The 23,775-nt window shown below is 51.9% G+C and carries 21 protein-coding genes; 13 read left to right on the forward strand and 8 right to left on the reverse strand.

What is annotated here, in order from left to right; all coding sequences use genetic code 11:
- Positions 1-246: 246 nt before the first annotated feature.
- Positions 247-519: a GIY-YIG nuclease family protein gene (locus tag ACTHR7_RS08165; RefSeq protein ID WP_293206371.1), complete on the reverse strand. Its 273-nt coding sequence runs from the start codon at positions 517-519 to the stop codon at positions 247-249.
- The gene (locus ACTHR7_RS08170; protein WP_293206374.1) at positions 516-1,406 is read right to left on the reverse strand and encodes a LysR family transcriptional regulator; all 891 of its coding nucleotides are present in this window, start codon (positions 1,404-1,406) and stop codon (positions 516-518) included. The genes ACTHR7_RS08165 and ACTHR7_RS08170 overlap by 4 nt, the downstream gene beginning before the upstream one ends.
- A 119-nt stretch (positions 1,407-1,525) precedes the next feature.
- Between ACTHR7_RS08170 and ACTHR7_RS08175 the strand changes: the two genes are divergently transcribed.
- From ACTHR7_RS08175 to ACTHR7_RS08195, 5 genes are all read left to right on the forward strand, one after another.
- Positions 1,526-2,182, forward strand: coding sequence for an NAD(P)-dependent oxidoreductase (locus ACTHR7_RS08175; protein WP_440370635.1), 657 nt, complete (start codon positions 1,526-1,528; stop codon positions 2,180-2,182).
- A gap of 432 nt (positions 2,183-2,614) precedes the next feature.
- Entirely contained in the window at positions 2,615-3,154 is a 540-nt protein-coding gene (locus tag ACTHR7_RS08180) for a DUF924 family protein (RefSeq protein WP_004520918.1), read from the forward strand.
- A gap of 112 nt (positions 3,155-3,266) precedes the next feature.
- On the forward strand, positions 3,267-4,631 hold the full coding sequence (gene mnmE, locus ACTHR7_RS08185) for a tRNA uridine-5-carboxymethylaminomethyl(34) synthesis GTPase MnmE (protein ID WP_107867858.1): 1,365 nt from the start codon (positions 3,267-3,269) through the stop codon (positions 4,629-4,631).
- Positions 4,632-5,657: 1,026 nt separating this feature from the next.
- Positions 5,658-7,460 carry a DNA recombination protein RmuC gene (rmuC, locus tag ACTHR7_RS08190; RefSeq protein ID WP_107867859.1) on the forward strand — a complete coding sequence of 601 codons (1,803 nt, stop codon included), beginning with the start codon at positions 5,658-5,660 and terminating at the stop codon, positions 7,458-7,460.
- Positions 7,461-7,498: 38 nt separating this feature from the next.
- Complete coding sequence (locus tag ACTHR7_RS08195; protein WP_107867860.1) at positions 7,499-8,293, forward strand: glycosyltransferase family 8 protein; 795 nt, start codon at positions 7,499-7,501, stop codon at positions 8,291-8,293.
- A 189-nt stretch (positions 8,294-8,482) separates the two neighbouring features.
- Here the strand turns inward: ACTHR7_RS08195 and dapD are convergent, their stop codons facing one another.
- The 3 genes from dapD to fur all read right to left on the reverse strand — a co-directional run bounded on the left by dapD (position 8,483) and on the right by fur (position 10,888).
- Entirely contained in the window at positions 8,483-9,304 is an 822-nt protein-coding gene (gene dapD / locus ACTHR7_RS08200; protein ID WP_003684212.1) for a 2,3,4,5-tetrahydropyridine-2,6-dicarboxylate N-succinyltransferase, read from the reverse strand.
- A gap of 262 nt (positions 9,305-9,566) precedes the next feature.
- Positions 9,567-10,313 carry a leucyl/phenylalanyl-tRNA--protein transferase gene (gene aat, locus ACTHR7_RS08205; protein ID WP_293206389.1) on the reverse strand — a complete coding sequence of 249 codons (747 nt, stop codon included), beginning with the start codon at positions 10,311-10,313 and terminating at the stop codon, positions 9,567-9,569.
- A gap of 77 nt (positions 10,314-10,390) precedes the next feature.
- Positions 10,391-10,888: a ferric iron uptake transcriptional regulator gene (fur, locus tag ACTHR7_RS08210; protein WP_003682812.1), complete on the reverse strand. Its 498-nt coding sequence runs from the start codon at positions 10,886-10,888 to the stop codon at positions 10,391-10,393.
- Between the two features lie 151 nt (positions 10,889-11,039).
- Here fur and ACTHR7_RS08215 point away from each other — a divergent pair, with 151 nt between their 5' ends.
- From ACTHR7_RS08215 to gyrB, 4 genes are all read left to right on the forward strand, one after another.
- Positions 11,040-11,435, forward strand: coding sequence for an outer membrane protein assembly factor BamE (locus ACTHR7_RS08215; RefSeq protein ID WP_107867902.1), 396 nt, complete (start codon positions 11,040-11,042; stop codon positions 11,433-11,435).
- Positions 11,436-11,444: 9 nt separating this feature from the next.
- Positions 11,445-12,254 carry a 4-hydroxy-tetrahydrodipicolinate reductase gene (gene dapB, locus ACTHR7_RS08220; RefSeq protein ID WP_070504004.1) on the forward strand — a complete coding sequence of 270 codons (810 nt, stop codon included), beginning with the start codon at positions 11,445-11,447 and terminating at the stop codon, positions 12,252-12,254.
- Between the two features lie 89 nt (positions 12,255-12,343).
- Positions 12,344-13,231 (forward strand): 50S ribosomal protein L11 methyltransferase, encoded by an 888-nt coding sequence (gene prmA, locus ACTHR7_RS08225; RefSeq protein WP_377073696.1) that lies wholly within the window; start codon positions 12,344-12,346, stop codon positions 13,229-13,231.
- Between the two features lie 194 nt (positions 13,232-13,425).
- Positions 13,426-15,816 (forward strand): DNA topoisomerase (ATP-hydrolyzing) subunit B, encoded by a 2,391-nt coding sequence (gene gyrB, locus ACTHR7_RS08230; protein ID WP_377073697.1) that lies wholly within the window; start codon positions 13,426-13,428, stop codon positions 15,814-15,816.
- 178 nt (positions 15,817-15,994) lie between these two features.
- On the opposite strand, the gene queA is transcribed toward gyrB, so the two are convergent.
- Positions 15,995-17,023, reverse strand: coding sequence for a tRNA preQ1(34) S-adenosylmethionine ribosyltransferase-isomerase QueA (gene queA / locus ACTHR7_RS08235; protein WP_440370636.1), 1,029 nt, complete (start codon positions 17,021-17,023; stop codon positions 15,995-15,997).
- A 355-nt stretch (positions 17,024-17,378) separates the two neighbouring features.
- Here queA and accB point away from each other — a divergent pair, with 355 nt between their 5' ends.
- The 4 genes from accB to katA all read left to right on the forward strand — a co-directional run bounded on the left by accB (position 17,379) and on the right by katA (position 21,312).
- Complete coding sequence (gene accB / locus ACTHR7_RS08240) at positions 17,379-17,837, forward strand: acetyl-CoA carboxylase biotin carboxyl carrier protein (protein WP_049350800.1); 459 nt, start codon at positions 17,379-17,381, stop codon at positions 17,835-17,837.
- A gap of 71 nt (positions 17,838-17,908) precedes the next feature.
- Entirely contained in the window at positions 17,909-18,103 is a 195-nt protein-coding gene (locus ACTHR7_RS08245; RefSeq protein ID WP_039862547.1) for a YqaE/Pmp3 family membrane protein, read from the forward strand.
- 28 nt (positions 18,104-18,131) lie between these two features.
- Positions 18,132-19,493, forward strand: a complete 1,362-nt coding sequence (gene accC, locus ACTHR7_RS08250; protein ID WP_440370637.1) for an acetyl-CoA carboxylase biotin carboxylase subunit — start codon at positions 18,132-18,134, stop codon at positions 19,491-19,493.
- A 304-nt stretch (positions 19,494-19,797) separates the two neighbouring features.
- Positions 19,798-21,312, forward strand: a complete 1,515-nt coding sequence (katA, locus tag ACTHR7_RS08255) for a catalase KatA (RefSeq protein WP_440370638.1) — start codon at positions 19,798-19,800, stop codon at positions 21,310-21,312.
- 294 nt (positions 21,313-21,606) lie between these two features.
- Here the strand turns inward: katA and groL are convergent, their stop codons facing one another.
- Together groL and ACTHR7_RS08265 are read right to left on the reverse strand one after the other, a co-directional pair.
- Positions 21,607-23,241, reverse strand: coding sequence for a chaperonin GroEL (gene groL, locus ACTHR7_RS08260; protein ID WP_049322649.1), 1,635 nt, complete (start codon positions 23,239-23,241; stop codon positions 21,607-21,609).
- A 98-nt stretch (positions 23,242-23,339) separates the two neighbouring features.
- Positions 23,340-23,627 carry a co-chaperone GroES gene (locus ACTHR7_RS08265; RefSeq protein WP_440370639.1) on the reverse strand — a complete coding sequence of 96 codons (288 nt, stop codon included), beginning with the start codon at positions 23,625-23,627 and terminating at the stop codon, positions 23,340-23,342.
- Positions 23,628-23,775 lie beyond the last annotated feature (148 nt).

The following is a 23,775-nucleotide window of genomic DNA, read 5'->3' on the forward strand; positions in this document are numbered from 1 at the left end:
AGTTATCCTCTTAATTTTGTAAAGTTTCTTTTTAAATTCAACTTTTTACAAACTTTCCAGATAATACCATAAGCATTAAACCGCCTCTTATCCTAAAAAGGCCGTCTGAATCCCAATCAGGTTTCAGACGGCCTTTTTGAATCATGTTAATAAACATTTGCCGCTTGGCCATGCGAAAGACTCCAGCAGGCTTACCTATTTATGTGGTCATTCATATCCCGACTAAAATTTAATCCAGTGCTGCCATTAGTCTTTTGCCAATGTTTCAGCTTCAGCCCACAATCCTCGCTTCTGCTCAGCCGTCAATTTCTTAATGCCGATTTCCCGTTTCAGCGCCTCACTTTTAGTCAGGCCGTCTGAAACGATGTGCATCTCGACAGGCTTGTTCAAACGCGTGTATTTCGCGCCTTTTCCTGACAAATGCGCCGCAAACCGCTCTTGCGGACGGTTGCTGATGCCGCAATAAAACGCGCCGTTTTCGCACAAAATCAGGTAAACGCGCCAATTTTCCGCGCTCATGCGTCTGCTTCCTTGACGAAACTTTCTGTGAAAATACGGGCGGCGGCTTCGGTTTTGGCAGACTGCACACGATAAGGCGTTACCAAATAAAGGCTGACCGGCGGCAATGCCCATTCTGGCAAAACCACTTTCAGACGGCCCTGTGCAATTTTCTCCCTCACTTCGCCGCCCACTTGCAAAGACAAACCGAAACCGCTTTCGGTCAGGCTACAAGCGGCGGCAAGATGCGTGCAGGCAATGCTGTCGGCGACGTCAAGGAAATAGCTTTCTTCACCGTTTTGCAAGGTGGTGCGGACAGGTAAAAAATGCAGCCAGCAGTGCGCATGAAGCTGAGAGGGATGGGTAATGGTCGGATGGCGGTCGAGATAATCGGGCGCGGCGCAAATCATATACGGCCACGTCACGAGATGGCGCGCAACCAAGTTGGGATCGTCCAAAGCGCGGTCGCCGCCGCGTATGGCGATGTCGGTTTGACTGTGTTGCAGGTCGTCCAAAGTATCGCTGAAATTGAGGACGGGGCGGATTTTTGGGAACTCGGTTTGCAATCGCGAAAAGGCCGTCTGAAAAGCACGGGACTCGATGACGGTGGAAGTCAGGGAAATACGTAATTCGCCGACGGGTTCGGTTTTAAGATTGTCGATAACGGTACGCGTATCGGCAAGCGTGGCGGCTAAGCGGCGGCAGTATTCGCCCAAGGCTCGACCGGCATCGGTAGGCGCAAGGCTGCGCGTGCTGCGGTTTAACAGCTTGATGCCGTGCAGGGCTTCGAGGCGGTTGATGTGCTGGCTGACCGCCGACGGAGTCATGCCCAGCGCGGCAGCGGCGGCGTTCATGCTGCCGTATTCGAGGACGGCGGCGAAAACGAGCAGGGGTTTAATGTCTTGCATTTCGACTGATTATGTAGTTCAACTTCACAATCATAACAGCAAAACAGGGATTATCAAGCGTTTCAGACGGCCTTACAATGCACTCATCTAATCAATCATATCCCCACAAGGAGTCAATTATGAAAATCGCAGTTATCGGTGCAACAGGTTATGTCGGCAACGCAGTCGTTCAAGAATTGGCAGGCCGCGGCCATGAAGTGACCGCTTTCGCCCGCAACACAGGCAAAGTTTTCCAAGCGCAAAATGTTGCCGCTGTCTCCGCAGATGTCAACGCGGCAGATTTTGCCGACAAACTGGCCGGTTTTAATGCCGTAGTCAGCGCGTTCAACCCGGGCTGGACCAAACCCAACATCGGCGCGGATTTCACACGCGGCGCAAACAGCATTGTCGAAGCAGCAAAAGCAGCGCAAGTGCCTTATTTGTTGGTCGTCGGCGGCGCAGGCAGCCTGTATGTGGCACCCGGTTTGCAAGTTATCGATACGCCCGACTTCCCAAAAGAAATTTTCGACGGCGCCAATGCCGCACGCCATCTCTTGGCAGAACTCCTGCCGCGCCGCGACGTGAACTGGTCTTTCGTTTCCCCTCCTGCACGACTGGGCGCAGACGGCGGTTTCAGCGAAGACAAAACCGGCAAATACCGCTTGGGCAAAGACGATTTGCTGATGGACGGTGAAATTCCGGCAGGCATCAGCGTGGCCGATTTGGCAGTCGCCATCGCCGACGATGTGGAAAACAAAGCGCATTTGTTTGAACGCTTTACCGTCGCCGCCGTTTAATCATCTTAATTTAAAGGCCGTCTGAAACTAAAAGTTTCAGACGGCCTTTGCATGCGCTCATCTCATCAATCGAATCTCAACAAGAAGTCACACATGAAAATCGCAGTGATTGGTGCAACAGCTTATGTCGGCAACGCAAGCAAAGTTTTCCAAGTGCAAAATATTGTCGTCGTCTCCACATACGAATAAAATCTGTCGGCAATTTATATCAAAATTACAAAAATATTTTGAACAAAGTGAAGGAACTGTACCAGAGTAGTAAGGAGCCCATCCTGAAAAGATGTAGATCATAAATTGCATATTGTGAGCAACAATCCGCTCCGCTACCGATCTTTTCTCACGCAAGCGCTGATGGTTAAGATGATCTGAAAGCATCTCTCTAATTTTTCAGACGGCCTCAATTTTCCCTGTACTCTATTTCAAGGAGTTTTCATGACACCTCAAACTGTCTTAGATTTCTGGTTTACCGAAGAAAACCACCCTTTCCAATTTGCCCGCAACAATGGATTCGATGCCCAAATTCGCGCTCAATTTTTCGATATCTGGCAGCAGGCAGCTCGCGGCGAACTTTCACACTGGCGCGATACCCTGCAAGGCAGGCTCGCCGAAATCATTATTCTTGACCAATTCTCGCGCAATCTGTTCCGCGACAGCCCTCAAGCGTTTGCCCAAGATACTGCTGCACTCATTCTTGCCCAAGAAGCCGTTCGCCAACCCGGCTTCGCCGACCTCCTTCCGCATGAACGCCATTTCATGCTAATGCCGTTGATGCACAGCGAAAGCCAAGTTATCCATGAACAAGCCGTACCGCTGTTTGAACGCTATACCAATGAAAACGCATTGGCCTTTGAAATCAAACACAAAGTCATCATCGACCACTTCGGACGCTATCCGCACCGTAACGCCGTATTGGGGCGTAAAACCACGGAAGAAGAAGCAGAATTTCTGAAGCAGGAAGGTTCATCATTTTAATTCCATCAAAGTCAAAGGCCGTCTGAAACCGAAATCAAGGTTTTCAGACGGCCTGCATCATCGTGAAATCACTATATAATACCGTCTATTAAATTCCAGATACGAGCCAACCATGTCCGCAACCCAACCCACCATCGCCGCCATCGCCACCGCACCCGGACGCGGCGGCGTCGGTGTGATCCGTCTTTCCGGCAAAAACCTGCTGCCTTTGGCGCAAACCCTCAGCGGCGGCAAAACGCCCAAACCGCGCACCGCGCTTTACACCGACTTTCTCGGCGGCGACGGACAGCCGATAGACAACGGCATCCTGCTCTACTTCGTCGCGCCAGCCAGCTTTACCGGTGAAGATGTGATTGAGTTGCAGGGACACGGTGGCCCCGTCGTGATGGACATGTTGCTCTCGCGCTGCCTCGAACTGGGCGCACGCATGGCGGAGCCGGGCGAATTTACCAAACGCGCCTTCCTCAACAACAAACTCGACCTTGCCCAAGCCGAAAGCGTCGCCGACCTTATCGACGCCTCCAGCAAGTCCGCCGCACGCATGGCATTGCGTTCGCTCAAAGGCGCATTTTCCCAACACATACACGAGCTGGTGGACGACCTTATTACTTTGCGGATGCTGGTCGAAGCCACGTTAGACTTCCCCGAAGAAGACATTGATTTTCTCGAAGCCGCCGATGCGCGCGGCAAGCTCCAAGCGCTGCAAGGCCGTCTAAAAACCGTGCTTGCCAGTGCGGAACAAGGCGCGATTTTGCGCGAAGGCATGAATGTCGTCCTCGTCGGTGCGCCCAACGTCGGCAAATCCAGCCTGCTCAACGCCTTGGCGGGCGACGACATCGCCATCGTAACCGACATCGCCGGCACCACCCGCGACACCGTGCGCGAACAAATCACCCTCGACGGCGTACCCGTCCACATCATCGACACCGCCGGCCTGCGCGAAACCGACGACGTGGTCGAACAAATCGGCATCGAGCGCAGCCGCAAAGCCGTCTCCGAAGCCGATGTCGCCCTGATTCTGATTGACCCGCGCGAAGGCGTGAACGCTAAAACCCAAGCGATTTTGAACAGCCTGCCCGAAGGTTTGAAAAAAATCGAAATCCACAACAAAGCCGACCTGACCGGCGAACCCGTCGCCGTCCGTTCAGACGGCCTCGCGCAAACCGGCGCGGACACCGTCATCAGCCTGTCCGCCAAAACCGGCGCGGGTCTCGACTTGCTCAAACACGCCCTATTGCAGGAAGTCGGCTGGCAGGGCGAAAGCGAAAGCCTGTTCCTCGCCCGCAGCCGCCACCTCAACGCCTTGCACGAAGCCGAAGCCGAGCTGGAAAACGCCGCTCTCTGCAACAACAACCAAATCGAGCTTTTCGCCGAACACCTGCGCCTCGCCCAAAACGCATGCAGCGAAATCACCGGCGAATTTACCGCCGACGATTTGCTGGGCGTGATTTTCTCGCGCTTCTGCATCGGCAAATAAAACGGTTTGCCATCAAATACAAAGGCCGTCTGAATGTTCAGACGGCCTTTTTTATCACCAAAACAAGCTTAATTTCACTTGCGTTTATTTATTGGCAGCTTCTGCCATATTTTTTGCGATTTTGGTTGCGCCAACTGTCAAACCGGACATGCCGATCAAAGAAGCTGCGGCCAATTTGATTAATGTTTTCATTTTAACTCTTTTCTGTGTATTTAAGGGTGTGTTGTGTATTTTTTATTTATCGGCATCAGCCATATTGTGGGCGATATTGGTTGCACCGACGGTCAGGCCGGACATACCGATTAAAGAGGCTGCAGCCAGTTTGATTAAAGTTTTCATTGTTTGTCTCACTTTCTTGTCTGTCGGCCGAAAAACGGCCTAAGTTGCGTTTTCTGAAGTATTGTAATTAATTCGTTTATGATTGAATTATTTTGTACTACCGTTTCGATATTATGGGAGATGCCGATGGTAGAAGCCAATATTCCGGACATACCGATTAAAGAAGTGGCAGCAAGCGTTATTAAATATCCCATTTTAAGTAGTCCTTTTTCATAGATACAAAATGTTATTTAACAACATACACATTTTTTCGCCGGCATCCGCGCTGCCGATAGGACGAATCATACCGTGTTAATCGTTAATTAATACAACTTTTCCGTAAAGATAAAATACTAAAAATATACATAATGATGATTTTAGTTAATTTATATTTTGTTTTGAAAATGACACCGATGTCTTCTTCAATGACACCGATGTCTTGATTACATACGCACTACAAACGTGTTTCATTTCCCCCATAAAATCTCGCTTTTTTTGTTGCAAAATTGCACTCTAAATTAAATATATTTTTAAATTCAAAATGTTACAAATTTATCTTTTTCACAGCCCAAATCTTCAATTAGTCAAAACCAATACCTTTGATAGCTTCTTTTAAAGAAAACACACGTTTCTAGCGCATATCCGACCATAAAATGCGCTGCAAATATATGATATAGTGAAACATTCTGCATATTGACTATTTCCAGCATGAACACCACCCTAATCCTGACCGGCGCGGCCGCATTTTTTATCGGCGCGCTGTTTGCTTGGCTGATAACACGCTACCAAGCCCAAAGCCGACACTTTATTGTTTTGCAAGAATTGGCCGAAAGCCGCCGCCTGCATGAGTTTACCGAACAGGTTCAGGCTCAAACTGCGGCGGATTTGGCGCAAAGCCGCCATACCGTGCAGGAATTGCAAGACGAATTGCAGGAGACAGGCAACCGCTTTGCCGCAGCCGAAAAACAGATTGCCTATCTGCAAGATTGCGAGGCCGAAGCCGAAGCTTTAAAACACGAATGTGCAAAATGGCAGCAAAGCGCGCAAAACCTGCAAATCAACAATGAGCGATTAAACACGCAACTGGTTCAAGAACAGGCATTGAGTGCGGATAAAAATACGCTTTTACAACAGCAGGAAACGGAAAAAGGCCGTCTGAAACAAGACTACGATACGCTGTTAGAGCAAAACCATGCGCTGCAAGTCCAAAACGAACGCCTCTCCACACAACTGACCCAAGAAAAAGCCAATATCGACGATAAAAACAGCCTTTTACAGCAACAGGAAGCCGAAAAAGGCCGTCTGAAACAAGAATACGCCGCCCTTTTGGAGCAAAATCACGCGCTTCAAGTCCAAAATGAGCGCCTCAACACCCAATCGGAAAAAGACCGTCAGGCTGCCGAAGAAAAATTGGCCCTGCTGGCAGATGCGCGTAAAAACCTGAGCGACCAGTTCCAAAACCTCGCCAACACTATTCTGGAAGAGAAAAGCCGCCGCTTTACCGAACAAAACCATGACCATCTCCAGCAACTGCTCAATCCGCTCAACGAACGCATCCACGGCTTCAGCGAGCTGGTTCAGCAGACTTATGAAAAAGAAGCCAAAGAGCGCTTGACCATCGAAAACGAGCTCAAACGCCTGCAAACCCTCAACACCCAGCTCCACCACGATGCCAAAGCGCTGACCACTGCACTGACCGGCACGCAAAACAAAACCCAAGGCAACTGGGGCGAGATGATTTTGGAAAGCGTATTGGAAAATTCCGGCCTGCAAAAAGGCCGCGAATACATCGTTCAAGCTTCCAGCGTCCGCCACGAAGCAGACGGCACCCAACGCCGCCTCCAGCCCGACGTCCTCATCAATCTGCCCGACAACAAACAAATCGTCATCGACTCCAAAGTATCGCTGACCGCCTACGTCCGCTATACGCAAAGCACCGGCGCAGAAGCAGAACGCGAGCTTGCCAACCACGTCGCCAGTATCCGCGCCCACATCAAAAGCTTGGCAGCAAAAGATTACACCGACCTTGAGGGTGTCAAAACGTTGGACTTCGTCTTTATGTTCGTCCCTGTCGAACCGGCCTACCTCCTCGCCCTGCAACATGATCCAAACCTCTTCCAAGAGTGTTTCGACAAACGCATCATGCTGACCGGCCCCAGCACCCTGCTTGCCACCCTGCGCACCGTTGCCAACATCTGGCGCAACGAGCAGCAAAACCAAAACGCGCTGGCGATTGCCGAGGCAGGCAGCAAACTCTATGACAAATTTGTCGGCTTTGTCGAAAGCATGGACGGCATCAATAAAGCGCTTGGTCAGGCACAATCCCAGTTTCAGACGGCCTATGGCCGCTTGGTTTCCGGCAGGGGCAACCTTATCAGCAGCACCGAAAAACTGCGCAAATTGGGCATCAAAGCCGGTAAGCAACTGCAACGCGATTTATTAGAAAAAGCCATGTCGGAAAACGAAGACCACGCCGCCTTACCGACCGCACAAGACCAAGAAAATGACTGATAAAACTTAAGACATTGCAAATAAAGGGAATTTAATCAATGAGCAACATTACCATCGTCCTTGCCGCCGATACCGGCTATGCTGAGCAGGTTCATACCCTGATGAAATCCGTCTGTACCCACAACAAAAATGTCAATTTCTACCTCATGCACAATACCTTCAGGCGGGAATGGATCGACTATACCAACCAAAAGCTCGCAGCCAGCGGCAGCCGTCTGAATGATGTCAAAATCGAAGTCGACTTCAGCCAATATCGCCGCCTGCCCCATATTTCGGATGCCGCATTTTTCCGCCTGATGATGCAGCACCTGCCTGTCGATCGCGCCCTTTATCTCGACAGCGATATGGTGGTTACCCAATCCCTACACGATTTGTTCAACCTCGATATGCACGGTTATCCCGTTGCGGCGGTACAAGACTCCTTTCTTGCCCGTACCGAATGGAATCACCCGACCGGCCTGCACACCACGCCCTATTTCAATTCCGGTATGTTGTTGGTCGACCTGGCGCAATGGCGGGAACACAATATCGCAGCGCAACTACTGCAAACTGCTACCACCATTGACAAATCCGTTCCCTACGGCGACCAATGCTTTCTAAACACCGTATTTCAAAAAAACTGGCTGCAACTAGAAGAATCTTGGAACTTCCAGACCGGCGCAGTCGAATATTTCCAAAAACGAAACCTCAGCGAAGTATTCCCCAAACCCGACACCGTCCCGCCCATTATCCACTACACCACACGCGCCAAACCGTGGTTGTGCGATTACGGCGAGATTCCTTTTATCGAAGTCTATTGGCAATACTATTGCGCCGACTGGCCGAAAGCGTAATTTCAGGCAAAGAACCCCTCTCCTTCGATTATCTTAAACAACCCGTCATCAAAAACAAAAGGCCGTCTGAAATCGCTTCAGACGGCCTTTAAGCCATAAAAAACAGGCAGAACATTCTGCCTGTTTTGTGTTCACACCCGACCGTAAAGCAGGCTTTGCCAACCCTCAGTCGGCATCATCGTTATCCGCTTAGATACCGCGCAACAATTCGTTCACGCTAGTTTTCGCACGGGTTTGCGCGTCCACGCGTTTAACGATAACCGCGCAGTAGAGGCTGTGGCTACCGTCTTTGGAAGGCATGCTGCCGGATACGACAACAGAGCCAGCCGGTACGCGGCCTTGATAGATTTCGCCGGTAGTACGGTCAAAGATTTTAGTGGATTGACCGATGAACACGCCCATGGAAATCACGCTGCCTTCTTCGACAATCACGCCCTCAACGATTTCAGAACGCGCACCGATGAAGCAGTTGTCTTCAATAATGGTCGGACTGGCTTGCAGAGGCTCGAGTACGCCGCCGATGCCGACGCCGCCGCTCAAGTGCACGTTTTTACCGATTTGCGCGCAAGAGCCGACAGTCGCCCAAGTATCGACCATCGCTCCTTCGTCAACGTATGCGCCGATGTTGACATAAGAAGGCATCAACACGACATTTTTCGCCACAAAGCTGCCGCGGCGGGCAACGGCACCCGGAACTGCGCGGAAACCTGCGCTGCGGAATTCGTCTTCAGACCAATCGGCAAATTTAGTCGGCACTTTGTCGAAGTATTTGTTCACGCCGTCGTTGAGGATTTCATTGTCCTGAATGCGGAAAGACAGCAATACGGCTTTTTTCGCCCATTCGTTGACTTTCCATTCACCCACACCCAAACGCTCGGCAACGCGCAGTTTGCCGGAGTCAAGTTGGCGGATGGTTTCCAAAACCGCTTCACGCACTTCCGGGGTAACGGTATTCGGATTGATTTCGGCACGGTTTTCAAAAGCCGTTTCAATGATGTTTTGCAAAGACATGTTGATTCCTTCAAGAGATCAGGGCCGTCTGAAACCTCTTCAGGCCGCCCTATTACAAATATTTAACTCGTTATTTTGCCATGTAAAAGCGATTTCGTCAGCTATTAACATGATGAGCGCCGAGCATTACACGGCAGGATTTCGGTTAAACCAAGATTTTCAGACGGCCTGTTCGAGTGAATGGAATCGCATTTATTTTCTAACTAATTTTCCAGCCACGATATTCAGACTGTCTATTCTGCCGACACGCCGTGCCGATAAATCAATCTTCGCCGCCAATCTTTTGCAGAAGATTTTCAGCCACCACGCCGCATTCGATATTCCGCTTTAACGGTTTCGTATTCAAATCCTTCAAGACCGTCTGAAAGTCGGCAAAATCCATCAACTGCGAACCGAAACGGCGCATATGTTCGGTATCCTGCTGACAGTCTATCAGCGCAACGCCCAAATCCGCCAAAAACGGTACGGCGCGGGCAAACGCAATCTTGGACGCATCGGGACGCAAGGCAAACATCGACTCGCCATAAAACACGCAGCCGATTTGCACGCCGTAAAACCCGCCTGCCAACTGCATTTCGCCTTGTTCATCCGGCAGCCAGCATTCAAACGAATGCGCATGCCCCTGATGGTGCAGCTTCAAATAGGCCGTCTGAAACGCAGGTTCTATCCATGTTCCGTCCTGTTCCGGACGCGGCACATTGGCGCAATGTGCAATCACTTTTTCAAAACAGCGGTTGACCGTTACCCGATACGGCTTGTGACGCAAAGTTTTGGCGAGCGAACGGCCGATATGCAGGCTTCCCGGCACAATCACGGCTCGCGGCGCAACCGCATACCAGAAAAACCAACCGTCGCGACTAAACCACGGAAAAATCCCCTGCCCATACGCCGACAACAGCCGCCCCGTATCCAAATCGCCACTGACGCCGACCAAGCCGTCGCATTCATCTAATGCGTAAGACAGGTCGGGGAAACGATAATCCCGTGGCGCAAGAAAAGGAATCTTCATCGTAAAGCCCATAAAGTTTCAGACGGCCTCAGGCTGAAAATGCCCAAGGCCGTCTGAAAAATCAACATACAAACTGATTAACGTTTGGTTTTGGTTTGGCATTCGCCGCATACGCCGTACATATACAGCGCGTGATCGACGATGCGGTAGCCGTTTTCTTCGGCGATTTTGTCTTGCAGCGCTTCGATTTCCGGATTGTGGAATTCGGTTACTTCGCCGCATTTCACGCAGACGATGTGGTCGTGGTGATCGCCTTTGTCCAATTCGTAAACCGCTTTGCCGGTTTCAAAGTGGTGACGTTGCAAAATGCCGGCCTGTTCAAACTGGGTCAACACACGGTAAATCGTCGCCACACCGATTTCCACACCCTCTTCCAACAGGATACGGTACACATCTTCCGCACTCAAATGCTCCTCGGCATGAGTCTCGAACAAGTCCAAAATTTTCAAACGTGGACCCGTAACTTTCAAACCGCTGTCTTTCAATTGCGCAATGTTGCTGAATTTTTCCATAATATTCAATATCCCTGTAAGGTAATAACCGTTATAATACGCACTTTCCGCCCGTTTGCCCACTATTGGGCCGTTAAAGGGCGGCAATCTGCCGCCGGTCTTGCAATTGAAAATCGGCGAAAAGAAAAATTAAGAAGATGATTATCGTTTGCTTTTTAAAAATATTCAAGCGATGATAAACATCTTTCCCGAAATGACACAGAAAGGTAAGCCCGTGAATAAAGCCTTATGCCTTGCCATCGCCGCTATTTTAGGTCTGGCCTCATGCAGTGCCGAGCGCGTATCCAACTTTCCATCCTACAAACTCAAAATCATTCAAGGTAACGAGCTCAATCCTCGCGCCGTGGTTTCCCTGCGCCAAGGTATGACCCGCGACCAAGTCCAACTGCTGCTCGGCACGCCGCTCCTGCGTGACGCCTTCCACGCCGACCGCTGGGATTACACTTTCAACACCAGCCGCAACGGCATCATCAAAGAACAAAGCAACCTGACCCTGTACTTTGAAAACGACGTCCTCGCACGTGCCGAAGGCGATGCCATTCAAAAATCCATCGAAGCCGTTCAAGCCGGACAAAACGTCGTTCCGACTACCAAAACCAACGCGAAATAAGGAAGCCCCATGAGCGCATTGAAAATCGCCATTGCCGGCGTCAACGGCCGCATGGGTCGCGTTTTGGTTGAAGCGGTCAACAACCATCCCGATGCCGTCCTCTCCGGCGCACTGGAGCATTCCGGTTCGGAAGTATTGGGTTTGGATGCAGGCTTCGCCTCCGGCCTCAAAACCGGCGTTGCCATTTCAGACGACGTGGATGCCGTACTGGCTCAAAGCGATGTCCTCATCGACTTTACCCGTCCCGAGCCAACCCTAAAACACCTGCAAAAATGCGTGGAAAAAGGCGTCAACATCATCATCGGCACCACCGGTTTCGACGACGCAGGCAAAGCCGCCATCCAAGCCGCAGGCGAAAAAACAGGCGTTGTTTTTGCAGCCAATTTCAGCGTCGGCGTCAACCTGACCTTCCACATCCTCGACACCGTCGCCCGCGTGTTAAACGAAGGCTACGACATCGAAATCATCGAAGGCCACCACCGCCACAAAGTCGATGCCCCAAGCGGTACTGCGTTGCGCATGGGTGAAGTCATTGCCGACGCACTCGGCCGCGACCTCAAAGAATGCGCCGTTTACGGCCGCGAAGGTCATACCGGCCCGCGTGATCCGTCCACCATCGGTTTTGCCACCGTCCGCGCAGGCGACATCGTCGGCGACCACACCGCCCTCTTCGCCACTGACGGCGAGCGCGTGGAAATCACCCACAAGGCCAGCAGCCGCATGACCTTTGCCGCCGGTGCCGTACGCGCCGCAGTTTGGGCAAACGGCAAAAAAGGCCTGTACGATATGCAAGACGTACTGGGTTTGAAAAACCGATAAACCCGCATCATCAGGTTTCATACCTTACAAGGCCGTCTGAAAGCACAACGTCGATTTTCAGACGGCCTTATTAAAAAGAAAGTCCCACCATGTCCTATCAACAAATCACCATCAACGTCAACGATGCCGTCGCCGAACGCCTTGCCGACGCGCTGATGGAACACGGCGCATTGTCCGCCGCCATTGAAGATGCCTACGCCGGTACAGAAAACGAGCAGGCTATTTTCGGCGAGCCGGGCATGCCGACCGAGCAAATCTGGCAACAAAGCAAAGTCATCGCCCTTTTCGGCGAAAGCGACGACGCCGCTTCCATTATCGAAACTGCCGCGCAGGAATGCGGTTTGAACGATTTGAAATACACCGGCGAAATCCTTGAAGATCAAGACTGGGTACGCCTGACCCAAGCGCAATTCGATCCGATTCAAATTTCCGAGCGCTTGTGGATTACCCCGTCTTGGCACGAAGCGCCCAACGGCAACGCCGTCAACCTGCAACTCGACCCGGGCCTTGCCTTCGGCACCGGCAGCCATCCGACCACCCGCCTCTGCCTCAAATGGCTCGACACGCAACTCAAAGGTGGCGAAAGCGTATTGGACTACGGTTGCGGCTCAGGCATTTTGGCCATTGCCGCCCTCAAACTCGGTGCAGGCTCCGCCATCGGCGTAGACATTGACGAACAAGCCATCCGCGCCAGCAAAGACAATGCCGCGCAAAACAACGTCAATGCGCAGTTCTACCTGCCGGACGGCCTGCCGCAAGGTCAATTTGATGTCGTTGTCGCCAACATTCTGGCAAACCCGTTGCGTATGCTCGGCGAAATGCTTGCCGCGCGTACCAAACAAGGCGGCCGCATTGTCTTGTCCGGCCTTTTGGACGAACAAGTCGAAGAACTCAGCGGCATTTACAGCCAATGGTTCGACATCGAGCCTGCCGAAATCGAAGAAGGCTGGGCGCGATTGAGCGGCGTCAAACGCTAAACCTGTTTTACGATACAAAGGCCGTCTGAAATTTAATCTTTCAGACGGCCTTTTTGCACTTAAAACGCTGAATATTCCAGCAAAATCAGGTATAATTGCCTATTATTTTGACCTTTCGGAACACATCCGCCGCGCCCGTTTGATATTTCATCGCGCGCACGGAAAAATTCCTTGAAATTCAGCAAGAAAAGACCATGACTGACCAAAAACACGAAGAATACGGCGCCGACAGCATACAAGTGCTGGAAGGCTTGGAAGCGGTACGCAAACGCCCCGGTATGTATATCGGCGACACGCAGGACGGCAGCGGCCTGCACCACATGGTGTTCGAGGTGCTCGACAACGCCATTGACGAAGCGCTCGCCGGACATTGCGACAAAATCACCGTAACCATCCATGCCGACAATTCCGTCAGCGTGGCCGACAACGGCCGCGGCATGCCGACCGGTATCCACCCGAAAGAAGGCCGCTCTGCCGCCGAAGTCATCATGACCGTCTTGCACGCAGGCGGCAAATTCGACAACAACAGCTACAAAATCTCCGGCGGCTTGCACGGCGTGGGCGTATCCGTCGTCAACGCGCTGTCCGACTGGGTAACGCTGACCATCTACCGCGACGGCAAAGAACACTTCGTCCGTTTCGTACGCGGCGAAACCGAAGAGCCGTTGCGAGTAGTCGGCGATTCCGACAAAAAAGGCACGACCGTGCGCTTCCTCGCCAGCGCGGAAACCTTCGGCAACGTCGAATACAGCTTCGACATCCTCGCCAAACGCATCCGCGAACTTTCCTTCCTGAACAACGGCGTGGACATCGAATTGATTGACGAACGCGACGGCAAACACGAAAGCTTCGCCCTTTCCGGCGGCGTGGCAGGTTTCGTACAATACATGAACCGCAAAAAAACGCCGTTGCACGAAAAAATCTTCTACGCGTTCGGCGAGAAAGACGGCATGAGTGTCGAATGTGCGATGCAGTGGAACGACAGCTATCAGGAAAGCGTGCAATGTTTTACCAACAACATTCCGCAACGCGACGGCGGTACGCACTTGACCGCACTGCGCCAAGTGATGACCCGTACCATCAACAACTATATCGAAGCCAACGAAGTCGCCAAAAAAGCCAAAGTGGAAACCGCCGGCGACGATATGCGCGAAGGCCTGACCTGCGTTTTATCCGTCAAACTGCCCGACCCAAAATTCTCATCGCAAACCAAAGACAAACTGGTTTCCAGCGAAATCGGCCCCGTCGTCAACGAAGTCATCAACCAAGCCTTGACCGACTTCCTTGAAGAAAACCCGACCGAAGCCAAAATCATCACCAGCAAAATCGTCGATGCCGCCCGCGCGCGCGAAGCCGCACGCAAAGCACGCGAAATTACCCGCCGCAAAGGCGTGATGGACGGTTTGGGCCTGCCGGGCAAACTTGCCGACTGCCAAGAAAAAGACCCTGCCCTGTCCGAACTCTACCTCGTCGAGGGCGACTCCGCAGGCGGTTCCGCCATGCAGGGCCGCGACCGCAAATTCCAAGCAATTTTGCCGCTCAAAGGTAAAATTTTGAACGTCGAAAAAGCACGTTTTGAAAAAATGCTGGCCAGCCAAGAAGTCGCCACGCTGATTACCGCTTTGGGAGCAGGCATCGGCAAAGAAGAATTCAATGCCGAAAAACTGCGCTACCACCGCATCATCATCATGACCGATGCCGACGTGGACGGCGCGCACATCCGCACCCTGCTCCTGACCTTCTTCTACCGCCAAATGCCCGAGCTGGTCGAACGCGGCTACATCTATATTGCCCAGCCGCCTTTGTACAAAGCCAAATATGGCAAACAAGAGCGCTATCTCAAAGACGAATTGGAAAAAGACCAATGGCTGCTCGGCTTGGCCTTGGAAAAAGCCAAAATCGTTTCAGACGGCCGCACCATCGAAGGCGAAGAGCTTGCCAATACCGCCAAACAATTCCTGTTGGCCAAAACCGTTATCGAGCAAGAAAGCCGCATCATTGACGAACTCGTCCTGCACGCCATGCTGCACGCTTCGCCGGTCGACCTCAGTACAGCAGAAAGCGCAGACCGCGCCGTTGCCGAATTGAGCGGCCTCTTGGACGAAAAAGAAGTCGCACTTGAACGCATCGAAGGCCACGAAGGACACCAGTTCATCAAAATCACACGCAAGCTGCACGGCAATGTGATGGTGAGCTACCTCGAGCCTAAGTTCCTCAACAGCAAAGCCTACCAAACCCTTACCCAAACCGCCGCCGCACTCAAAGGCATGGTCGGCAAAGGGGCGAAGCTCTACAAAGGCGACAATGAATACGACATCGACAGCTTTGAAGGCGCTTTGGACATCTTGATGAGCGTTGCCCAAAAAGGCATGTCCATCCAACGATACAAAGGCTTGGGCGAGATGAACCCGGAACAACTTTGGGAAACCACGATGGATCCTACCGTCCGCCGCCTCCTGAAAGTCCGCATCGAAGACGCCATCGCCGCCGACGAAGTGTTCGTCACCCTGATGGGCGACGAAGTCGAACCGCGCCGCGCCTTCATCGAAAACAACGCCCTGCTGGCACAAAACATCGACGCCTAAGCATGGAAAGATAAAAGGCCGTCTGAAAAACTATTTTCAGACGGCCTTTTTGTTTTTGTACTTTATTTCTTACAACTAAAATCCCAACAACTTCGCGTGTTTTAATAGAGCATTTCAACTGATTCAGATTCGGGACAACCCAAATAACCAGTTTGAAACGCTCCAATCCGCTTCAAATTTATTCCACTTTCCCCAAAATCATCGCATCGCCATAGCTGAAAAAGCGGTATTCCTGTTCCACCGCATGACGGTAAACGCTGCGGATATGCTCCATGCCCGAAAACGCGCTGACGAGCATCAGCAAGGTTGATTTGGGCAGGTGGAAGTTGGTAATCAATCGGTCGGTAACATTGAAGCGGTAGCCTGGCGTAATGAAAATATCGGTATCGCCGCGACCGGCTCTCAGACGGCCTGTTTCGCGTGCGGCGGATTCCAAGGCGCGCATGGAGGTTGTGCCCACCGCCCACACCTTATTGCCGCGCGCTTTGGCGGCTTCAACGGCAGCAACGGTCTCGGCTGGTACGTCAAACCACTCGCTGTGCATTTTGTGTTCTTCAATTTTATCGACGCGCACGGGTTGGAATGTGCCGGCACCGACGTGCAGGGTCACTTCTGCGGTTTCTACGCCTTTGGCTTTCAGACGGCCCAACAATTCATCGGTAAAGTGTAAGCCTGCCGTCGGCGCGGCCACTGCGCCTTGATATTTGGCGTACACGGTCTGATAGCGGCTGTCGTCCTCATCATCGGCCGCGCGTTCGATATAAGGCGGCAAGGGCAGATGGCCGTTTTGCTCTAAAAGTTCGTAAACGGTTTGCTCGCCTTCAAATTTCAGGCAAAACAATTCTTCCGCACGTTCCATCATGACTGCACGGATATCGCCTTCAAAAATCAATTCTGTACCCGGTTTCGGCGATTTGGACGAACGGATATGCGCCAATGCGGTATGCGCGTCCAATACCCGCTCAATCAGGGCTTCGATTTTGCCGCCGCTGGCTTTTTGGCCGAACAGGCGTGCCTTCATCACTTTGGTATTGTTAAACACCAGCACATCGCCCGGTGCGACATAATCGGGTAAATCGCCGAAATGTTTGTCTTCAATCGGCAATGTAGGCAAGGCAACCAGAAGCCTGCTACTGCCGCGCACTTCCGGAGGATGCTGAGCAATCAGTTTTTCGGGCAATTCAAAATCAAAATCGGAAATATCCATTGTCGTGCATACTTTAAAAAAACAGGCGCCATTATACGCGCAAAGTTGGTTTTCAGACGGCATGTTTTGTCGAAAAACCAATAAATTAGAATAAACGCTCTTGAAAAAATCACTTTTTAACGAAAATCAGCGTTCCTTTCTTTTTTCGCCGAAAAACGCCTTTTTTCTATCTTTTACTGGACATTTACCGACAAGTTCGGGAAAATAACCAGATTCATTTCTCAGGCTCCGCCCTGTTCCGACATTATTTAAACGCCGGATGGCAAACCTACCTTCCGACGTCTCAGGAAATCATCTAAAACCACAGCGGCGCATACCCAATATGCACTTTATGCCGCGCTAAAAAGGAAAAGCAATGGATTTGCGTAAATTAAAAAAACTGATTGATTTGGTCGAAGAATCAGGCATTGCAGAAATTGAAGTTACCGAAGGCGAAGAAAAAGTCCGCATTACGCGCACCACTGCCGCCGCAGCTCCTATTTATGCTGCTCCGGCACCTGCCGCAGCCGCTCCGGTTGCCGCCCCTGCCGCTGCTCCGGCCGCAGCCGCTCCAGCTGCCGCCCCTGCCGCTCGCGATTTGTCCAACGCGCAGAAATCGCCTATGGTCGGTACGTTCTACCGCGCCCCCGGCCCGAACGCCGCCGCTTTCGTCGAAGTAGGTAAACAAGTAAAAGCCGGCGATACTTTGTGCATCATCGAAGCCATGAAGCTGATGAACGAAATCGAAGCCGAGAAATCCGGTGTCGTTAAAGAAATTCTGGTTGAAAACGGTACTCCGGTCGAATACGGCGAGCCGCTCTTCATCATTGAATAATCCGTTTTTTCAGACGGCCTTTATCTTTAAGGCCGTCTGAAATTCCTTTTTCTGTTCATTAAGGACAAACCATGCGTCTGATTTTGGCTATTTTCTTGCCATGGCTGCAGTTTTTCACCATCGGCCGTCCGTTTGCAGGCATCATCTGTCTGATTCTGCAATGTACGCTGGTTGGCTGGATACCGGCAGCCATGTGGTCGGTTTACGCTTTGAGCCAATACAAAACCGACCAGAAAATCCGCAACGCATTAGGCGGCCGCCAATAGGCCGTCTGAACCATCCGGAAAGATTATCATGCTGAAAAAAGTATTGATCGCCAACCGGGGCGAAATCGCCCTGCGCGTCCTGCGTGCCTGCCGTGAAATGGGCATCGCCACCGTCGCCGTCCATTCCGAAGCCGACAAAGACAGCCTGCACGTCAAACTCGCCGACGAATCCGTGTGCATCGGCCCTGCCGCATCCGCACAAAGCTACCTCAACATTCCCGCCCTCATTGCTGCTGCCGAAGTAACCGAAGCCGACGGCATCCACCCGGGCTACGGTTTCCTCGCCGAAAACGCCAATTTTGCCGAACAAGTCGAACAATCCGGCTTTGTCTTCATCGGCCCTAAAGCCGACACCATCCGTCTGATGGGCGACAAAGTATCCGCCAAACACGCCATGATCGAAGCCGGCGTGCCTTGCGTTCCCGGCTCTGAAGGCGCATTGCCAGACGACGGCGAAGAAATCCTTAAAATCGCCGATAAAGTCGGTTATCCCGTCATTATCAAAGCCTCCGGCGGTGGCGGCGGTCGCGGTATGCGCGTCGTCGAGAAAAAAGAAGACCTCCTCCAGTCTGTCGAAATGACCAAAGCCGAAGCAGGCGCGGCATTCGGCAACCCGATGGTTTACATGGAGCGCTACCTGCAACGTCCGCGCCACGTCGAAATCCAAGTGATTGCCGACGAACACGGCAACGCCATCTACCTCGCCGAGCGCGACTGCTCCATGCAGCGCCGCCACCAAAAAGTCATCGAAGAAGCACCGGCTCCGTTCATCACTGAAGAAGAGCGCGCCAAAATCGGCAAAGCCTGTGCAGACGCTTGCAAACGCATCGGCTATCGTGGCGCAGGTACGTTTGAATTCCTGTACGAAGACGGCGAATTCTTCTTTATCGAGATGAACACTCGCGTTCAGGTTGAGCATCCTGTTACCGAGCTCATCACCGGCGTAGACATCGTCCAAGAGCAATTGCGCATCGCATCCGGTCTGCCTTTGCAATACAAACAGGAAGACATTCAAGTCGAAGGTCACGCGTTTGAGTGCCGTATCAATGCCGAAGATCCATACAACTTCATTCCAAGCCCGGGCCTGATTGAAAGCTGCCACCTGCCCGGCGGCTTCGGCATCCGCGTCGACAGCCACATCTACCAAGGCTACCGCATCCCTCCTTACTACGACAGCCTGATCGGCAAAATCTGCGTCGTCGGTAAAGACCGCGACCAGGCCATGGCCAAAATGCGTGTTGCCCTCGATGAGCTGGCGATTACCGGCATCAAAACCAATACGCCGCTGCACCGCGACTTGTTCAGCGACCCAGGCTTCCAAAAAGGTGGCGTCAGCATCCACTACTTGGAACATTGGTTGGAAGAACGCAAAGCCAAACTGGATAAATAATCCCTTGTTTTGACTAAAAATAAGGGCGTCTGAAACACAAAATAAAGTTTCAGACGGCCTTTTTTCACAATCAAATTATTTGCTAAAACTAATGAGATTTAATAATTGATTTATTATATCTATTTTAAATCGGTTTCATAGTTCCAATAGTCAAAACCTTTCTGTATAGTTCTTTTCATAGTTTAAGTAAAAGGAAAAACAAATGTCGATACAAGAAATTTATGAGAATCAAGAAACCGGCTACGAATATGCCTTCCGGCAAATCGTTTTATAAACCACTGACCATTTTGCAAAGGAAATCATCATGACTACCTCCAAATGCCCAGTTACCCACCTGACCATGAACAACGGCGCACCTGTTGCCGACAATCAAAACAGCCTGACCGCAGGCCCACGCGGCCCTCTGCTGGCGCAGGATTTGTGGCTGAATGAAAAACTTGCCGACTTCGTGCGCGAAGTCATCCCCGAACGCCGTATGCACGCCAAAGGTTCGGGCGCATTCGGTACGTTTACCGTGACGCACGACATCACGGAATACACCCGCGCCAAAATCTTCAGCGAAGTCGGCAAGACAACCGAAATGTTTGCCCGTTTCACCACCGTGGCGGGCGAGCGCGGCGCTGCCGATGCGGAACGCGACATCCGCGGCTTTGCGTTGAAGTTCTATACCGAAGAAGGCAACTGGGACATGGTCGGCAACAACACGCCTGTGTTCTTCCTGCGCGACCCGCGTAAATTCCCCGACCTGAACAAGGCCGTCAAACGAGACCCGCGCACCAATATGCGTTCTGCCACAAACAACTGGGACTTCTGGACGCTGCTGCCCGAAGCCCTGCACCAAGTTACCATCGTCATGAGCGACCGCGGCATTCCCGCCAGTTACCGCCATATGCACGGCTTCGGTTCGCATACTTACAGCTTCTGGAACGAAGCGGGCGAGCGTTTTTGGGTGAAATTCCATTTCCGCACCCAGCAAGGTATTAAAAACCTGACCGACAAAGAAGCTGCGAAAATCATCGGAGACGACCGCGAAAGCCACCAACGCGACTTGTACGAAGCCATCGAACGCGGCGAGTTTCCGAAATGGACGATGTACATCCAAGTCATGCCTGAAGCCGATGCGGAAAAAGTGCCGTATCATCCTTTCGACCTGACCAAAGTTTGGCCGAAAAAAGACTATCCGCTGATTGAAGTGGGCGAATTCGAGTTGAACCGCAATCCTGAAAACTTCTTCGCCGATGTGGAACAATCCGCCTTCGCACCGAGCAACCTTGTGCCCGGCATCGGCGCCAGCCCCGACAAAATGCTGCAAGCCCGTTTGTTCAATTACGCCGACGCGCAACGCTACCGTTTGGGCGTAAACTTCCGCCAAATTCCTGTCAACCGCCCACGTTGCCCTGTTCACAGCAACCAGCGCGACGGACAAGGCCGCGCCGACGGCAACTACGGTAGCCTGCCGCACTACGAACCCAACAGCTTCGGCCAATGGCAGCAACAACCCGACTTCGCCGAGCCCCCTTTGAAAATCAACGGCGACGCGGCGCACTGGGACTACCGCCAAGACGATGACGACTATTTCAGCCAACCGCGCGCCTTGTTTAACCTGATGAACGACGCACAAAAACAGGCTTTGTTCAACAACACCGCCGCAGCCATGGGCGATGCACCAGACTTCATCAAATACCGCCATATCCGCAACTGCTACCGTTGCGATCCGGCATACGGCGAAGGCGTAGCCAAAGCCCTTGGACTGACTGTCGAAGATGCTCAAGCGGCACGAGCCAACGATCCGGCTTTAGGTCAACCTGGTTTACTGTAAGGAGGCATTATGTGGATAGAAATTGAAGAAATCTTGTCTCAAGCTGTCCGATACAGCCGTTCGAGCAAAAAGTAACGGTTTAGATCATTAAGAAGGTCGTCTGAAACGCAAAATAAAGTTTCAGACGGCCTTTTTTGATGATGAAGTTTATTTGATTGCTTCTGATTCAATGGAACTGGCTACCCTTTCTCTACAACTCCTCATGCACCCTCTCACGCTTCCCACTGGCAAATAAAAACCGCACGGCTGATTACCGTGCGGTTTTGCTTTTTATCTGACAGGTTTCAGATGGCCTTACATCATGCCGCCCATACCACCCATGCCGCCCATATCAGGCATAGCAGGTTTTTCTTCAGGGATTTCAGCGATCATGCAGTCTGTAGTCAGCATCAGGCCGGCGATAGATGCAGCGTGTTGCAGCGCAGAACGGGTTACTTTGGCAGGGTCGAGTACGCCCATTTCGATCATATCGCCGTATTCGCCGGAGCCTGCGTTGTAACCGTAGTTGCCTTTGCCTTCCAGCACTTTGTTTACGACTACGCTAGGCTCGCCGCCTGCGTTGGCAACGATTTGGCGCAGAGGAGACTCAACGGCGCGCAATACGATTTGTACGCCTGCGTCTTGGTCGGCATTGCCGGTGTGCAGGTTTTCCAAAGCGGCACGGGCACGCAACAGGGCTACGCCGCCGCCTGCAACCACGCCTTCTTCAACGGCTGCGCGGGTAGCGTGCAGCGCGTCTTCCACGCGGTCTTTTTTCTCTTTCATTTCAACTTCGGTAGCGGCACCAACTTTGATCACGGCTACACCGCCGGCCAATTTAGCCACGCGCTCTTGCAGTTTTTCTTTGTCGTATTCGCTGGTTGCGGTTTCGATTTGTTGGCGGATTTCGGCAACACGCGCTTCGATTTGGGCTGCGTCGCCGAAGCCGTCGATGATGGTGGTGTTTTCTTTACCGATTTCGATGCGTTTGGCTTGACCCAAGTCGTCCAAAGTCGCTTTTTCCAGAGACAAGCCGACTTCTTCGGAAATCACCACGCCGCCGGTCAGGATGGCGATGTCTTGCAACATGGCTTTGCGGCGGTCGCCGAAGCCAGGGGCTTTAACGGCAACGGTTTTCAGGATGCCACGGATGTTGTTCACCACCAAAGTCGCCAAGGCTTCGCCTTCTACGTCTTCAGCGATAATCAACAGCGGACGGCTGGCTTTGGCCACTTGTTCCAAAACAGGCAACAAGTCGCGGATGTTGCTGATTTTTTTGTCGAACAACAATACAAACGGATTGTCCAGCGCGGCGATTTGTTTTTCCGCGTCGTTGATGAAGTAAGGAGACAGGTAGCCGCGGTCGAACTGCATACCTTCAACCACGTCCAGCTCGTTTTCCAAAGATTTGCCGTCTTCAACGGTAATCACGCCTTCTTTGCCGACTTTTTCCATCGCTTCGGCGATAATTGCGCCGACTTGTTCGTCAGAGTTGGCGGAAATCGAGCCGACTTGGGCGATTTCTTTAGAAGTGTCGCAAGGTTTGGCGATGTTTTTCAGCTCGTCAACCAAAGCGGCAACGGCTTTGTCGATACCGCGTTTCAGGTCGGTCGGGTTCATGCCGGCGGTCACGTATTTCATGCCTTCGGCAACGATGGATTGCGCCAATACGGTTGCAGTAGTGGTACCGTCGCCGGCCACGTCGTTGGTTTTAGACGCAACTTCTTTCACCATTTGCGCGCCCATGTTTTCGAATTTGTCTTTCAATTCGATTTCTTTTGCAACAGACACACCGTCTTTAGTGATGTGCGGGCCGCCGAAAGCGCGGTCGAGCACCACGTTACGGCCTTTAGGGCCCAAAGTTACGCGTACGGCGTTTGCCAATACATTGACGCCGTTTACCATTTTTTGGCGAACTTCATTGCCGAATTGTACGTCTTTTGCTGCCATTTAAATTCTCCAAATCAATATTAAAAATCTGTTTGAGGCCGTCTGAAAACTTCATGTTTGATTCAGACGGCCTTTGGTTCTGAAACTTAATTCAACAATTATTCAACGATACCGAAGATGTCTTCTTCACGCATTACCAACAGCTCTTCGCCGCCGGCTTTAACGGTTTGACCGCTGTATTTGCCGAAAATGACTTTGTCGCCGACTTTGACATCCAGCGGACGGCGTTCGCCGTCTTTGCCGATTTTGCCCGCACCTACGGCGATCACTTCGCCCATGTCGGGTTTTTCAGCGGCTGCGCCCGGCAAAACGATGCCGGAGGCGGTTTTTTCTTCAGCTTCTAAGCGTTTGACGACTACGCGGTCGTGTAAAGGGCGGATGGTCATGTCTTAATGCTCCGATAAATAAATAGATTGAAAACAATTGTCTGTCAGACATGACAGACACGGTTTGCTTGAAAATAGCGGCACACTTAGTAGAAAGCCTGCCGTAATGGCGGGTAGATTTGGGTTGTTTGCGACAAATTCAAGGGAA

The sequence above is a fragment of the Neisseria sp. P0007.S010 genome, assembly GCF_051962875.1.
Taxonomy (GTDB): Bacteria; Pseudomonadota; Gammaproteobacteria; order Burkholderiales; family Neisseriaceae; genus Neisseria; species Neisseria subflava_A.

Excerpts from the sequence above, each read along its gene's own strand:
- ACTHR7_RS08265 (WP_440370639.1), bottom strand. The coding sequence starts at position 23,627 with ATGACCATCCGCCCTTTACACGACCGCGTAGTCGTCAAACGCTTAGAA.
- accB (WP_049350800.1), top strand. The coding sequence starts at position 17,379 with ATGGATTTGCGTAAATTAAAAAAACTGATTGATTTGGTCGAAGAATCA.
- rmuC (WP_107867859.1), top strand. The coding sequence starts at position 5,658 with ATGAACACCACCCTAATCCTGACCGGCGCGGCCGCATTTTTTATCGGC.
- ACTHR7_RS08170 (WP_293206374.1), bottom strand. The coding sequence starts at position 1,406 with ATGCAAGACATTAAACCCCTGCTCGTTTTCGCCGCCGTCCTCGAATAC.
- dapD (WP_003684212.1), bottom strand. The coding sequence starts at position 9,304 with ATGTCTTTGCAAAACATCATTGAAACGGCTTTTGAAAACCGTGCCGAA.
- ACTHR7_RS08245 (WP_039862547.1), top strand. The coding sequence starts at position 17,909 with ATGCGTCTGATTTTGGCTATTTTCTTGCCATGGCTGCAGTTTTTCACC.
- gyrB (WP_377073697.1), top strand. The coding sequence starts at position 13,426 with ATGACTGACCAAAAACACGAAGAATACGGCGCCGACAGCATACAAGTG.
- ACTHR7_RS08195 (WP_107867860.1), top strand. The coding sequence starts at position 7,499 with ATGAGCAACATTACCATCGTCCTTGCCGCCGATACCGGCTATGCTGAG.
- dapB (WP_070504004.1), top strand. The coding sequence starts at position 11,445 with ATGAGCGCATTGAAAATCGCCATTGCCGGCGTCAACGGCCGCATGGGT.
- aat (WP_293206389.1), bottom strand. The coding sequence starts at position 10,313 with ATGAAGATTCCTTTTCTTGCGCCACGGGATTATCGTTTCCCCGACCTG.
- ACTHR7_RS08180 (WP_004520918.1), top strand. The coding sequence starts at position 2,615 with ATGACACCTCAAACTGTCTTAGATTTCTGGTTTACCGAAGAAAACCAC.
- mnmE (WP_107867858.1), top strand. The coding sequence starts at position 3,267 with ATGTCCGCAACCCAACCCACCATCGCCGCCATCGCCACCGCACCCGGA.
- ACTHR7_RS08175 (WP_440370635.1), top strand. The coding sequence starts at position 1,526 with ATGAAAATCGCAGTTATCGGTGCAACAGGTTATGTCGGCAACGCAGTC.
- ACTHR7_RS08165 (WP_293206371.1), bottom strand. The coding sequence starts at position 519 with ATGAGCGCGGAAAATTGGCGCGTTTACCTGATTTTGTGCGAAAACGGC.
- groL (WP_049322649.1), bottom strand. The coding sequence starts at position 23,241 with ATGGCAGCAAAAGACGTACAATTCGGCAATGAAGTTCGCCAAAAAATG.
- accC (WP_440370637.1), top strand. The coding sequence starts at position 18,132 with ATGCTGAAAAAAGTATTGATCGCCAACCGGGGCGAAATCGCCCTGCGC.
- prmA (WP_377073696.1), top strand. The coding sequence starts at position 12,344 with ATGTCCTATCAACAAATCACCATCAACGTCAACGATGCCGTCGCCGAA.
- katA (WP_440370638.1), top strand. The coding sequence starts at position 19,798 with ATGACTACCTCCAAATGCCCAGTTACCCACCTGACCATGAACAACGGC.
- queA (WP_440370636.1), bottom strand. The coding sequence starts at position 17,023 with ATGGATATTTCCGATTTTGATTTTGAATTGCCCGAAAAACTGATTGCT.